A 13328-nucleotide genomic window follows, 5' to 3' on the forward strand; every position below is an offset into this window, starting at 1 on the left:
CCAAATCGAACGGATTCCCCCCGGAATCACTGGATCCGGCATCTTTGCCGGACTTGAAGCCGACCTTAGACCTCCGCTCGCGGGCGCGCCAGAGCCGCGCCGCTGGTGGAATGCCGGTGGCGCCCCTACGTTGAAAAGGACGCACGAAAGGATGCCGATGGCCGCGCACGATGAAGAACTCACGGTCCGCCGCAACGATGAGGCGGGTCGCTACGAGATCCTGGTCGGCGACGTGCTCGGCGGCTTCACGGAGTTCGAGGTGGAGAGCCCCGGGCGCCTCGTCTTCCCGCACACCGAGATCGACCCCGCCTATCGCGGCTGGGGACTCAGCACCGTGCTCATCTCGCAGGCGATGACGGATGTCGCGGCCCGCGGCGAGTCCGTCGTACCGGTGTGCCCCGTTGTTCGCCGCTATCTGCGCCAGAACCCCGTGCCTGGGCTCACCGTGGAATGGCCGGCAGCGCTCCCCTGGGAGGCGGACGCATGACCCGCCTCGACACCGACCCCACCGAGCTCGCCGCCCACTCGCCCGACGCGTCCGCGGACATCGGCCCGCGCTGGCTGCTGCTGGACTCGCGCGAGGTGCCGCTCGGCGGCGTGCGCGGGATGGAGGTGCACCGCAGCCTCCCCCAACGCGATCTGCCGATGGTCGGCGCGTGGTGCTTCCTCGACCGGTTCGGACCGCAGGTGACGCGGATGCGCGTCGAGCCGCACCCGCACATCGGACTGCAGACGGTCACCTGGCCGTTCGTCGGCGAGGTGCGTCACCGCGACACCGTCGGCAGCGACGTCGTGGTGACGCGCGGGGCGCTGAACCTCATGACGAGCGGTGCGGGGATCGCACACTCGGAATACTCCGTCGGCGAGGAGGCCGTCCCGCTGGACGCGCTGCAGCTCTGGGTCGCCCTCCCCGAAGATCGCCGGCACGGCGCACCCGCCTTCGAGCGGCACGATGACCTCCCGATCGTCGCCCTGCCCGCCATCGAGGGACCGGATGCCGCGGCCGTGGTGGTGCTCGGAGAGTTCGGTGGCGCCGCATCCCCGGCGACGACCTACACGCCGATCGTCGGCGCCGAGATCCGCATCCCGGCCGGATCGCGCGTGCAGCTTCCCCTCGACCCGGCCTGGGAGTACGCCCTGGTGGGCATCGACGGTGGACTGCGGGCAACGCAGAAACCGCCCCTTGCGGAGGACGTGGCATCCGCCGCCGACCTTCATTCCCTGCGACTCCTCTACCTCGGCACGGGACGCGAAGGCGTGGAGCTCGGAAGCTCCGAGGGCGCGGCCCTCTTCCTGCTCGGCGGCGCTCCATTCGAAGACGACATCGTGATGTGGTGGAACTTCGTCGGTCGGACGCACGAAGAGATCGTCGAGGCGCGCGATGCGTGGGAGGCGGGCTCCGACCGGTTCGGTCGTGTCGAAGGGCACGGCGACGTGCGGATTCCCGCACCTCCGATGCCCGCTGTACGCCTCACCCAGCGCCGGCGTCGGCCGTAGCGGAACCCATGTAAGGGTCGACTAACCCGGGCACTACGCTTTACAGGTGGCCACGGCATCCCGACTCTCGACCAGCGTCCTGCTGACGTGCGCCGCGATCGGCGTCGCGACGGGTGTCGTCGCCGGCATCGCCGGATGGGTGACCCCGGTCGTGCTCGCCACTGTTCCGATCGTCTACGGCTTCGTGCTGGGCGCGCACGTCCTGCCCGGCATCGTCGCCCAGGAGCTGCTTCGCAAGCCCTGGGTCGCCCTGATCGCACACCTCATCGCGGCACTCGTGGCGAGTGCGATGGCACCGCAGTGGGCGTTCCGCTTCCTCGGCACCGCCATCCTCTTCGGCGGCATACAGGAGCTCGTCGCGGCGCTCACGCGCTACCGGGTCTGGAACGCGTGGCGGTTCTTCATCTCGGCGCTCTTCATCGGTGTCGTCGTCGCTGCGGCGGTCTTCTTCGCCGCGCACCTGTCGACCCTCGCCCTGTGGGCGCAGATCGTCTACCTCGTGCTCGCGGTGCTCGGGCCCGTCGCCTGGACCGCAGTGGCGCTCGCCATCGGATCCGGCCTGCGCCGGGCCGGCGTTGCCCGCACCGCCCAGCGCTGAGCCGTGGACGGCAGCCCCACACCCTTCCTGCAGGTGCGCGATCTGGCGATCACGCACGCCGGAGCGGATGCCGCGACCCCGGCCGGGATCTCTTTCGACGTGTCGCCGGGCGAGGTGGTGCTGGTGCTAGGCCCGAGCGGCTCGGGCAAGTCGACCCTCGCGCTCGCCCTGAACGGCCTGATCCCGCACGACCTGCCCGCCACTATGTCGGGAACGGTCATCGTGGATGGGCTCGATGTCGCCGCCACCCCGGTCGCGACGCTGAGTACCCGCGTCGGCATGGTCTTCCAAGACCCGGACGCGCAGCTCGTCACCGGGACGGTGCTCGATGAGGTGGCGTTCGGCCCGGAGAACCTGCGCATGCCCGTGGCGGACGTGCTCGCCCGTTCCGAGGCCGCGCTCCGCCGAGTGGGACTGTGGGAGCGCCGCGGCGAGAACCCCGACCGCCTCTCCGGCGGCGGGAGACAGCGCCTCGCGATCGCCTGCGCCCTCGCGATGGGATCGCCGCTGGTCGTGCTCGACGAACCCACGGCGAATCTCGATCCCCAGGGCATCGACGAGGTGTACCGCGCCCTCGCCGAGCTCGTCGCCACCGGCGACCGGGCGATCGTTCTGGTGGAGCACAACCTCGATGCAGCCGTCGGATTCGTCGACCGGGTCGTGGTGCTCGACGCCTCCGGCCGCCTCGTCGCCGACGGACCGGTGGACGAGGTGCTTCGCGGCCGAGCCGAGGAGCTGCATGACCTCGGCGTCTGGCTGCCGATCTCGGCCCTGGCCGCGCTGCGGCTGCGATCGGCGGGGTTCGTGCTCGATCCCCTCCCGCTGACCCCGGCGGAGCTGCACGCCGCGTTGGAGTCGGCGCCGCCCCCGGCGGTCGCTGAGCTCGTCGAAGCGTCCGCGTCCGCGCACGCCGAAATCAGCCCGCGGACCCTTCGACAAGCTCAGGGACCACTGCCGCCCGCCGACCCGCTCATCCGGGTCCGCGGTCTCACCGTCCGCCGCGGCCGCACCGAGGTGATTCACGACATCGAACTCGACGTGCGGGCGGGCGACTTCGTCGCGGTCGTCGGCGCGAACGGCGCTGGCAAGACCACCCTCATCCAGGCGATCGCGGGGGTCATTCCGCCGCCGCACGGCACCGTTTACATCGACGGCATCGACGTCGGCCGCAGCGATGCGCGCACCCTCTCCGCACGCGTCGGGTTCGTGTTCCAGAATCCCGAGCACCAGTTCATCGCCCACACGGTCTTCGACGAACTGGCCCATGGCCTGCGGCTCCAGCATCTCCCGGATGCATCGGTGCGCGAACGCACCGATGCAGTGCTCGAGCGGTTCGGGCTCTCCGACAAGGCGCACACGCATCCCTTCCTCCTCTCCGGCGGCCAGAAGCGCCGGCTGTCGGTCGCGACCGCCTTGGTCGCGGGGGCGCCTGTGCTGGTCCTCGACGAACCGACCTTCGGCCAGGATCGCGCCCGCGCCGACGAGCTGCTGATGCTCCTGCAGGAACTGAACCGGGACGGCACGACCGTGCTCGTGGTGACCCACGACATGCAGCTGGTGGCCGAGTACGCCGACCACACCGTCCTACTCGGTGACGGGCGTCTGCTCGCCGCCGGACCTACCGCAGAGGTCTTCGCCGACAGCACCCTGATCGAGGGCGCGGGGCTGCGGCTGCCCGCGCTGCGCCGCGGCCTGCAGGGGCTCTCGCGGCATCCGTCCCTCTCCCACGTGGGCCGGCTCGCCGACCTCCCCGCCGCGCCGCCGCAGCCGGGACCTCCCGCAGCGGAGCAGACGACGTGGCGGATGCCGTGACCGGCCCCGCTTTCGTGCCCAAGGCCCCGCCGCCCGGAGCGGCGCCCGATCCCTACGCGCAGCCGGAACCTGCGGCTCCGGTCCGCTTCCTCTACCGGCTGAACCCGCTCGGCAAGCTCGCCGGTCCCGCGCCGGCGATGCTGCTGCTGGTGTTCGTGCGGGATGCCGCGACCCCGCTCGCGTTCCTTGCGCTGGCCTATGCGACCGTGCTGATCGGCGTACGTTTCACCCGACAGCTCGCGCTGCTGCTGTTCGCTGCGCTTCCGGTCGGGGTGGCCGTCATCGGCGCGGGCTTCGCCCTGTGGACCGATCCTGCTCAGGTCGACCAGACCTCCGCGATCTGGCAGGTGGGCGGTTGGACTCTTTATTCGGGCGCCCTGGAGCTGGGCTTTGCGACGGCGCTGCGCCTCGCCGCGATCGTCGCGCTCGCGCTCCCCGCCGGTCTCAGCACGAGCGGACCGGACCTCGTGCGCGCGATGGTGCAGCAGCTGCGGGTGCCGTACCGGATCGGCTACACGGCGCTGGCCGCGTTCCGCTTCGTGCCGCGCTTCGGTCACGAGCTCGAGGTGATCCGGCAGGCGCATCGCGTGCGCGGCGCCCATGGCGGTCGCGGGCCGTTCGCCGCGACGGCACGATGGGCGGGGTATCTCGTGCCCCTGCTCGCCGGGGCGATCCGGCACGCCGAACGCGTCGCGCTCGCGATGGATGCCCGCGCCTTCGGCGCCTATCCCGACCGCACCGAGCGTCATCTGGTGCCCTGGCGTGCCCGGGACACCGTCTTCGTCATCCTCTTCCTGGCGGCGTCCACCGCGATCTTCATCGCGCTGCAGCCCTGGGGGCTGTGATCCGAACTCAGCTCGCCGTGTCGCGCGGCGGGTTGTGCATGAATTCGATCCGGATGCCGTTGTCGTCTTCGACGAACGTGGCGTAGTACCGGTCGTTGAAGCGCGGGTACAGCTTCGGCTCGCGCACCGCCGACCAGCCGGCATCGAGCGCGAGCGCATGCAGCCGATCGACCTCCGCCCGCGAATCGAGCGCGAACGCGAGGTGCTGCCAGCCGACCCGGCCGTGCCGGTGCGGACCGCTGCCCGGTTCGCGGGCGGGGAACAGGATCAGCTCGGTTTCACCCTCCCGCCACCACGACACGGAGCTCTCCGCGTCGGAGCGGGTGAATCCGAGCGCGGCCATCACGGGATCGAACTGCGCGATCGAACGGGCCAGATCATCGATGGTGATGCCGAGATGGTCGAAGACAGCCATGAAGCCGAGTCTTCCGGATCGCTCCGACATCGTCGAGACTGAAGGGTCGAGGTCGGGCAGCGGAGCGTGGCTCCCCCATTCCGGCTCGAACCCGCATCCCGAGGAGCACACGTGAAATCGATCAACCTGTCCGCAGCCGGCATCGTCGCCCCCAATGTCGTCCTCGGAGTGATGCGGATCGCCGACATGTCCGACGACGATGTCCGCGAGCTGGTGCGCTCGGCGCGGGATTCCGGCATCGACTTCTTCGACCACGCGGACATCTACGGCCGCGAGCGGCACGGCTGCGAACGACGCTTCGCAGAGGCGCTGCAGCTCTCCTCCTCGGAGCGGGCGGAGATCACCCTTCAGACGAAGACCGGGATCCGGCATCCGGGACCGTACTTCGACTTCTCGGCGGAGCACATCATCGAGTCCGTGGACGAATCGCTGGAGGCGCTGCAGACGGACTACATCGACATCCTGCTGCTGCACCGCCCCGACGCCCTCGTCGAACCCGACGAGGTCGCGGGCGCCTTCGACCAGCTCGAGGCCGCAGGCAAGGTGCGCGCCTTCGGCGTCTCGAACCACACTCCCCGCCAGATCGATCTGCTCAAGAAGTCGGTGCGCCAGCCGCTCGTCGCGAACCAGCTGCAGCTGTCGGTCACGCATTCGCCGATCATCGCCCAGGGCGTGGCGGCCAACATGGTCGCCGAAGCCCAGTCGGTCGTGCTCGACGGCGGCGGCATCGTCGACTACTGCCGGCTGAACGACATCACGATCCAGGCGTGGTCGCCCTTCCAGGGCGGCTTCTTCACCGGGGCCTTCCTGGACTCCCCCGAGTATCCCGAGCTCAACGCCGTCCTCGACCGGCTCGCCACGGTGTACGACGTGCCGGCGATCGCGATCGCGACCGCGTGGATCACCCGGCACCCGGCACAGATGCAGGTCGTCCTGGGCACGACGAACCCTGAGCGTGTGCGGGGCGCGGCGCTCGGCTCGGACCTCGCGCTGACCCGCCCCGAGTGGTACGAGCTGTTCCGCGCGGCGGGGCACATCGTCCCCTGAGGAGACGGCCGATGACCGGTTCGTCGGCGGTCCGTGTAGCGTCAGCCGCATAGGGTCACCCTGGCTCTCGAAGGAGCACGACCCATGGGCGAGAAGTCCACGCGCAAAGAAGGCGGCAAGACCGCACCCGCCAAGACGCTCAAAGAGAAGCGCACCGCGAAGCACGACAAGAAGGCGGCAAACAGCCGCGCCGCCGAGACGGACTCGATCACGAGGATCAAGAACCGCTAGAACGAGCGTCGCATAGCAGGCCCATCGGCCCGCGGTCAATGGGTCGGCGTCAGGATTCGCGCGCAGATAATCTGATCGAGCAGTGCCGCGCTGCGGTCGAGACATCGGCGTTCGGGTCGCCGCACAGACTCCCGTCTGCGCGATGGCCTCGGTGGTCCCCAGCCACCGAGGCCGTCACTGCGCCGCGACACCCGTGCGAGCTTCGGCGGATCCCCGGCAGACAGGCGAGTCCCATGCTCTCGATGTTCATCGCAATCGCGGTGCTGCTCGCCGGCGCGATGCTGCTGCTGGCCGTGCGACGTCGCGCCGAACGAGACATCGCGATCAGCGCTCGCGCCGCCCGGATCACCGGCTCCATGCCGGTCGCGGCCACCGACCCGCCGGATGCGCCCGCGGCGCTGGCGGCGGCCGAGGCCGTCGGCAGCGCGATGATCCAGGCTGGCTACTCGGTGGAGACGGTGCAGGATGTGCTCGGCGACATCGCCCGCGTCAACGGCCTGCCGGAGAGCGAGGTGCTGGTCTTCCCGAACGCCCTCCTCGTCTCTGCGCGCGGGCAGGGGCAGCACCGCACCGGCGCGGTGAGCACCGGCGACGGCCGGCTCCTGCTCTCCCAGATCGACGAAGTGCAGCAGACGGTGGATGCCGCGCGCACCGGTGTCCTGAACCCCGCGTCCACCATCGAGCGGATCGACCGGATTCACGAAATGCCACCCGGCTACGGTCCGGTCCTGCGAGTGCTCGGCTATGGGCTCCTGAGCGCGGCGCTCTCGGTTCTGCTCGGTGCATCGTGGACCGGCGTCGCCCTCGCCGCGGCACTCGGGCTGGGAACCGGCGCCGCGCTGCTCCTGAGCGAGCGGGTGCCGCGGCGCTACGGTGCGCTGATCACGGTCGCAATCGCGTTCCTCGTGGCGGCCGTGGTGTTTCTCCTTCTGCGACTGGGGTGGGGGTCCGGGATCGAGGCGGCGCTGCTCGCACCGCTCGTGGTTCTGCTTCCCGGCGCCCTGCTCACCACCGCCGTCCTGGAGCTGTCCACGGGTCAGATGATCTCCGGCGCGGGACGCGCGGCGGCCGGGGCGATGCAGCTCGTTCTCCTCAGCGCGGGCATCGTGACCGCCGGCGCTCTGGTCGGCGTGCCCGACTTCGACTTCAGCCCGCACCCCGACCATCTCGGGCCGATCGCGCCGTGGATCGCCGTCGCCGTGTTCGGCGTCGCGATCTCGGTGCACCGCTGCGCGCCGCGCCGCTCGATCCCGTGGATCCTGTTCGTGCTCTACATCGCCTACGCGGCGCAGGTGCTCGGTGGTCTCGTCGTGGGCGGGGTGCTGTCAGCGTTCGTCGGCGCGCTGTGTGTGACACCGGTGACCGCCCTCGTGGCCCGGCAGCCGTCGGGACCCGCGGCGCTCGTCAGCTTCACACCCGCGTTCTCGCTGCTCGTGCCTGGTGCGCTCGGGCTGGTGGGCGTGGCCGATGTGCTCGGCGGCGACTCAGCGGCATCGGCCTCCCTCGTCGCCACCCTCGCGACGATGGTCGCGATCGCTCTCGGAGTTCTGGCCGGTTCGAGCCTGTCGAACCGGATGCGGCGGCCCGCGCTCTGACAACCTGGTCAACGCCCAGCGTCACCGGGTGAAGGCGACCTCCGCCGTCGGCACGACCTTGCCCGCACGGCCCGGAGCCGTCTGGAACGTCCAGTACAGGTTGGCGTGCGCGATCACCTGAGCGGGCGGCGGCGCACCCCACTCGGTGAGGTCCTCGGTGGTGTGCGCGTCCGAGACCAGTGTGACGTCGTAGCCGCGGACGAAGCCGCCGTGCAGGGTGGCGCGCACGCACGCGTCGGTCTGCGCCCCGCTGACCACGAGGTGCCCGATGCCGCCCTCGGCCAGCACCCGCTCGAGCTCGGTCGCCTCGAACGCGTCGCCGTACTCTTTGCGGATCACGACGCCTTCGGCGGCCGGGGTGAGTTCCGGCACGATCTGCCAGGCGTCGCTGTCGATCGGGAGACCCTCGTCGGAGTGCTGGACCCAGACGACAGGCACCGACTCTGACCGGGCACGGCCGATCAGGGCCGCGATGTTGGCGACTACGGCATCACGCTGGTGCGCGCCTGCCAAGACTCCATTCTGGGCGTCGATCACCAGCAATGCGGTGCCTGGACGGTCGATGGGGCTGGTCATTTCGTCCTCCGATTCCACGGCAGCGAGGCAGCCGTCACGCTACTCGCGGCGTCCGACACCAGACTCCCATCCCGGTAACCCCGCCGATCAGCCGGCAAGCACGGTGTCGCCGACAGTGATGGTCGCGTTCGCCGGCGAGGATGCCAGATCGGGCACGAGCCAGACGCCGAACCAGGTCTTTCCATCCCACCGGCGGTGTTTCGCGAGGGTGCGGATGGGCTCCTTGCCGCGCACGAGCGACACCGGGTCGATCGTGGTCATGACGCACCGGTCGCACACCCCACTCACGCGGAATCGCACCTCGCCGAGCTGCACGAACGGCCAGGTGTCTTCAGCGAACGGCTGGTCGGGGTCGCCGTCGACCACCACGTTCGGGCGGAAGCGGAGCATGTCCAGCAGGGGCGTCTCGTCATCCGTCCACCGATTGAGCTGGGCGAGGGAGGACTCGTTCGCCAGTAGCAGCGGTCCGACATCGGCGAGGGAGACCCGATCGTCCGGCCGGCCTCCGTGCGACGGATTCACCGGTCGCACCAGCGGGTCGGGCTGCCACACGAGTCGCACCGGTCGGCCGAGGCGGGCGGTCAGCCAGGCATCGGCCTCTGGGCCGGCGGGCAGAGCCGAACCCTGACGCGAGTGGCCCACCGTGACGGGTGCGGCGTGCACGGGCACCGCGACCCGCAGCGCCTCACCTCGTTCGTCGCGGTCACCGAGCAGCAGGCCGCCGTCGCCCTGCGCTTCGGCAGTCAAGGAGAGGAGCACGTTCGCCTCGCGCGCCGTCACCGGCTCACCATCGGGATCGACCACTGCCCACCGGCGGTCGTCGGCGAGTCCCCACGGCAGCACCCGCGCCGTTTCGATGTCGGGGCCCGCGAACGACTTGACGGGATACACACGGAGCCGGGTCACCTGCACCCATGAACGCTACCGCGCGACTGACCGCACTGGCCGTGCGGCCACTCGGCTCCCGTCCAGGGCCTCAGCCACGGGATCCACGGTCTCGCGCCCGACGTTCGCTGGACCTACTCCCCCGGCACGGCTGACGCCCGGGCTGCCAGCRCAGCCGCCCGGCGATTGCCGCGCTGCGAGGTCGGGAATCGGGCGATCATCTCCCGGAGCTCCTTGCCGTCGACGTCGGCGCCGAAGGGCTCGGTGCCGGGCTCCAGCTTCACGCCGTCATCGAGATCCCCCACCACGACCGGGTCGAACCCGAGGTCGTCGACGATCCCCGCGACGATGTCGAGGTCGCGAACGTCGTCCCCGGCGATGCCGATCGCCTTGCGGCCGGCCTGGCCGGTCGGCCGCGCCTCGTCTTCGAGGTCGTGATACCCCATGTGGTTGAACGCCTTGACGACCCGCGACGCCGGCAGGAGGTCGCGCACGAGCGCGCTGCTCGAAGCCAGCGGATCGGTGAACTCCTCGGGGAACCCGTCGACCTCCCACCAATAGTTCATGGCATCGATGACGAGCTTGCCGGCGAGGGCGTCGACCGGAATCGTGCGGTACTTGCCGAGCGGGAGAGCGAGGACGACGATGTCGGCCCTGGCGGCGGCATCCGTCGCCGACGTGGCCACCGCACCCGGGGCGAACACATCGACCGTCAGCGCGATCCGCTGCGGGTCACGGGAGCTCGCGATCAGCACCTCGTAGCCGGCGGCAGCGGCGAGTCGCGCCAGCACCGTGCCGAGCTTGCCGGCACCGAGGATCCCGACGACGACCTTGCCTCCGGTCATGCGTGTACGGCCTTCCCGTCTGCCGTGATCCGTGCGGGCGGCATTCCGCTCGGCATCCATTCTGCGTCGTCCTCCGCGAGAAGCTCCCGCACCCGTGGGGCCACCTGCTCGCCGAGGAGTCGGATGCTGCGTTCCCGCGCGGCCCGCGGCAGGTTCAGCAGGTCGTACTTCAGGTCGAATCGGCTCAGGTGGTTGGCGCGGGCGACGAAGGCGATTTTGCGGGCGACGGTGTCGGGCGAGCCGACGAACAGGGATCCGGCCTCGACCTCCTGCCGGTACCGGTCGGTGGTCGGCGGATAGAAGCCCCGCTCCTCGCTCATCCGGGTGACCACGGGCTGCCAGTAGTTCCAGTAGAGCTCTCGTGCCTCGTCGTCGGTGTCGGCGATCATGCCGATCGAGTGCTGACCGATCGGCAGCTCGGGCTCGCCGAACTGCTTCAGCGCGCGCAGGTACAGCTCGGCATGCCCCGCGAACCGCTCGGGGCGACCACCGATGATGGCCATCATGAGGGGCAGTCCATAGCGCGCGGCCCGGACGACGGAGTCGGGGCTGCCGCCGATCCCGATCCAGGTGGGGATACCGCCCTCCGGCATCCGCGGGTGCAGGCGCTGGTCCGTCAAGGGAGTGCGGAAGCGGCCGGACCAGGTCACGGACTACTCGCGCTGCAGCTTCATGAAGAGCTCGAGCTTCTCGTCGAACAGCTCCTCGTACTCGGCGATGTCGTAGCCGAACAGGGCGAAGGACTCGATGGCCGAAGCGCGGCCGAGCACGAGGTGCGCCCGCCCGTTCGAGATCGCATCGACGGTGGCGAACTCCTGATAGAGGCGCACCGGGTCCTGCGTCGACAGCACCGTCACCGAGGTGCCGAGTCCGATCGTGGTCGTCGCCTGTGCGGCGCCGGCCAGGATGACAGGCGTCGCCGAGTCGTTGTGTCCGTCTCGGTAATGCTCGCCGACGCTGAACACGTCGAGGCCGACCGACTCGGCCAGCTGCGCCTCGTCGATGAGCAGACGGACGGTCTCGGCATCCGTCATCACCCGATCGCCGTCAGTGGGGTTCTCGCCGAAGGAGTTCAGACCGAACTCGAAACGCTCCGGATCCAAGGGTCCTGCGCCCGAAGGCGCCGCATCAAGCGAACTGGTCATGATCTCTCCTGTCACAGCATTGCTCAAGGTCATCCCTTTGCACGAGGTGAAAACATCTATGCGCACGCATCTATTCCGTGGGGCAGTCGTCCCCCGATCCGCGCGCGATGTCACACGCGGGGGCTGGCCGGTGTCTTCATGTCGAAGGATCGAAACCGCCACCAAGGAGCAGCCATGACCAGCGAATACCGAATCCCCCCGATCCCGGTGACCGGCGCGTACGGCGCGATCGTGAAATTCGCCGCCCGCAGGATGCTGGGCCGCGTGCCCGAATCCGTCGGGGTGCTGTGGCACCATCCCGCCGTCATGAAGGACTCCATGAGCATCGGCGGAAAGCTCGAACGTTGGCATGAGCTTGCCCCGGACCTGGCGTCGTATGCCGCCATGGCCTCGGCAGCCGCCATCGGGTGCAGCTGGTGCCTGGACTTCAACTACTTCATGGCGCACAACCACGGTCTCGACGAGGCGAAGGTGCGTGAGGTGCCGCGCTGGCGTGAGTCGACCGTCTTCACCGCCCTCGAACGTCGAGTCATGGAATACGCGGATGCCGCGAGCCAGACACCTCCGGTAGTCACCGACGAGCTGTCCGATGCGCTCCGCCACGAGCTCGGCGCACCGGCGCTCGTCGAGCTGGCTGCCCGCGTCGCGTTCATGAACATGTCGGCGCGGATGAACATCGCGCTCGGCATACACTCCGAAGAGTTCGCCCTCGCGTGCGGTCTGGCGCCGCTGGCGGAACGATCTGCCGTTTCGGACGCCGCGTAGGCTCGCCGACATGAGCGACGTCGCACGCGAAGACGACGATCCGTTCGTCGTCCACCGGCGGCTGCTGTTCACGGTGGCCTACGAGCTCCTCGGGTCGGCTGCGGACGCCGAGGACGTGCTGCAGGAGTCCTGGATCCGATGGGCGGCGGTCGATCGGAGCGACGTGCGCGAGCCGCGTGCCTACCTCGTCCGCGTCGTGTCCCGGCAGGCGCTGAACCACCTCCGCACCCTCGAGCGGTGGCGCGAGGAGTACGTCGGCGAGTGGCTGCCGGAGCCGCTCCTGACGAGCCCTGACGTGGCCGACGACGTCGAGCTCGCCGAGAGCCTCTCGATCGCGATGCTCACCGTGCTCGAGACCCTGGGCCCGGCCGAGCGCGCCGTCTTCGTGCTGCGTGAAGTCTTCGACGTGCCGTACGACGAGATTGCGGATGCCGTGGGCAAGACCCCTGCCGCGGTGCGGCAGATCGCGCACCGGGCCAAGGACCACGTTGCCGCAAGGCGCCCGAGGGTCCGCGTCGTGCGCTCCGAGCATGAGGAGGCGGTCGACCGGCTCGTCCTCGCGCTCAACACCGGCGACCTGCAGAGTCTGATGGACCTCCTCGCCCCTGACGTGGTGTCGGTTGCCGACAGCGGTGGCAAGGTCCGCGGCGCGGCGCGGCGACCGGTGGTGGGCGCGGACCGGCTCGCGCGATACCTCGTCGGCGGAATGGCGAAGGCCGGCGGCGCTGTCACGGCGGTGCGGACCCGGGTGAACGGTCAAGCCGCCGTCCGGATGGAGCTGAACGGGCAGCTCGTCGGCATCGCGAGCATCACAGTCGAGCATGGACGGGTGACGAAGGTCTACTCCATCGCCAATCCCGACAAGCTCGGCCGTCTCGACCGGGAGAATGCGCTCGGCCGCTGAGCCTCCACACGCCGACTCGGGTTCAGTGGCGGAGGACGGCGTCCTGGAGTCGGGTTTTCGAGCTGGTGACGGGTCGCCATCGGAGGGTGGCGTCGCACCAGCCGGGGGCGCGTACTTCGGGGACGCCGTGGTTCATCCGGATCTTCCAGCCGTGCCAGTCGATGAATC

Annotated in this window: 14 protein-coding genes and 1 pseudogene; 10 read left to right on the forward strand and 5 right to left on the reverse strand. The window is 69.9% G+C overall.

What is annotated here, in order from left to right; genetic code table 11:
• The first annotated feature begins 157 nt into the window (after positions 1–157).
• From AC1DVT_RS03535 to AC1DVT_RS03555, 5 genes are read left to right on the forward strand one after another with little or no spacing between them, the layout of a single operon-like run.
• Positions 158–487 carry a GNAT family N-acetyltransferase gene (locus tag AC1DVT_RS03535; protein ID WP_457099938.1) on the forward strand — a complete coding sequence of 110 codons (330 nt, stop codon included), beginning with the start codon at positions 158–160 and terminating at the stop codon, positions 485–487.
• Positions 484–1497 (forward strand): pirin family protein, encoded by a 1014-nt coding sequence (locus tag AC1DVT_RS03540; RefSeq protein WP_477386567.1) that lies wholly within the window; start codon positions 484–486, stop codon positions 1495–1497. Before AC1DVT_RS03535 ends, AC1DVT_RS03540 begins: the two co-directional genes overlap by 4 nt.
• Before the next feature lie 46 nt (positions 1498–1543).
• Positions 1544–2095, forward strand: coding sequence for an ECF transporter S component (locus tag AC1DVT_RS03545; RefSeq protein ID WP_477386569.1), 552 nt, complete (start codon positions 1544–1546; stop codon positions 2093–2095).
• 3 nt (positions 2096–2098) lie between these two features.
• Positions 2099–3907 (forward strand): ABC transporter ATP-binding protein, encoded by a 1809-nt coding sequence (locus AC1DVT_RS03550; RefSeq protein ID WP_477386571.1) that lies wholly within the window; start codon positions 2099–2101, stop codon positions 3905–3907.
• Entirely contained in the window at positions 3904–4752 is an 849-nt protein-coding gene (locus tag AC1DVT_RS03555; protein WP_477386573.1) for an energy-coupling factor transporter transmembrane component T, read from the forward strand. The genes AC1DVT_RS03550 and AC1DVT_RS03555 overlap by 4 nt, the downstream gene beginning before the upstream one ends.
• Positions 4753–4759: 7 nt before the next feature.
• Here the strand turns inward: AC1DVT_RS03555 and AC1DVT_RS03560 are convergent, their stop codons facing one another.
• Positions 4760–5167 carry a VOC family protein gene (locus tag AC1DVT_RS03560; protein ID WP_477386575.1) on the reverse strand — a complete coding sequence of 136 codons (408 nt, stop codon included), beginning with the start codon at positions 5165–5167 and terminating at the stop codon, positions 4760–4762.
• 111 nt (positions 5168–5278) lie between these two features.
• Between AC1DVT_RS03560 and AC1DVT_RS03565 the strand changes: the two genes are divergently transcribed.
• The 3 genes from AC1DVT_RS03565 (at position 5279) to AC1DVT_RS03575 (ending at position 8040) form a co-directional block, all read left to right on the forward strand.
• Positions 5279–6214: an aldo/keto reductase gene (locus AC1DVT_RS03565; protein WP_477386577.1), complete on the forward strand. Its 936-nt coding sequence runs from the start codon at positions 5279–5281 to the stop codon at positions 6212–6214.
• Positions 6215–6298: 84 nt separating this feature from the next.
• Entirely contained in the window at positions 6299–6445 is a 147-nt protein-coding gene (locus tag AC1DVT_RS03570; RefSeq protein WP_457099931.1) for a hypothetical protein, read from the forward strand.
• A gap of 242 nt (positions 6446–6687) precedes the next feature.
• Positions 6688–8040, forward strand: a complete 1353-nt coding sequence (locus AC1DVT_RS03575; RefSeq protein WP_477386579.1) for a threonine/serine exporter family protein — start codon at positions 6688–6690, stop codon at positions 8038–8040.
• Positions 8041–8061: 21 nt separating this feature from the next.
• On the opposite strand, the gene AC1DVT_RS03580 is transcribed toward AC1DVT_RS03575, so the two are convergent.
• From AC1DVT_RS03580 to AC1DVT_RS03595, 4 genes and pseudogenes are all read right to left on the reverse strand, one after another.
• Positions 8062–8616: an isochorismatase family protein gene (locus AC1DVT_RS03580; RefSeq protein WP_477386581.1), complete on the reverse strand. Its 555-nt coding sequence runs from the start codon at positions 8614–8616 to the stop codon at positions 8062–8064.
• A gap of 87 nt (positions 8617–8703) precedes the next feature.
• A complete protein-coding gene (locus AC1DVT_RS03585; RefSeq protein WP_477386584.1) occupies positions 8704–9528 on the reverse strand; it encodes an MOSC domain-containing protein in 825 nt (274 codons plus the stop codon).
• Between the two features lie 107 nt (positions 9529–9635).
• The gene (locus AC1DVT_RS03590; protein ID WP_477386586.1) at positions 9636–10346 is read right to left on the reverse strand and encodes an NADPH-dependent F420 reductase; all 711 of its coding nucleotides are present in this window, start codon (positions 10344–10346) and stop codon (positions 9636–9638) included.
• Positions 10343–11524 (reverse strand): annotated as a pseudogene (locus tag AC1DVT_RS03595) (LLM class flavin-dependent oxidoreductase). Before AC1DVT_RS03595 ends, AC1DVT_RS03590 begins: the two are co-directional and overlap by 4 nt.
• A gap of 141 nt (positions 11525–11665) precedes the next feature.
• Here AC1DVT_RS03595 and AC1DVT_RS03600 point away from each other — a divergent pair.
• Both AC1DVT_RS03600 and AC1DVT_RS03605 read left to right on the forward strand, forming a co-directional pair.
• Positions 11666–12256: a carboxymuconolactone decarboxylase family protein gene (locus AC1DVT_RS03600; protein WP_477386588.1), complete on the forward strand. Its 591-nt coding sequence runs from the start codon at positions 11666–11668 to the stop codon at positions 12254–12256.
• 10 nt (positions 12257–12266) lie between these two features.
• Entirely contained in the window at positions 12267–13160 is an 894-nt protein-coding gene (locus AC1DVT_RS03605; protein ID WP_477386590.1) for an RNA polymerase sigma-70 factor, read from the forward strand.
• Positions 13161–13328 lie beyond the last annotated feature (168 nt).

This window comes from Microbacterium sp. P2_F9 (assembly GCF_056403635.1).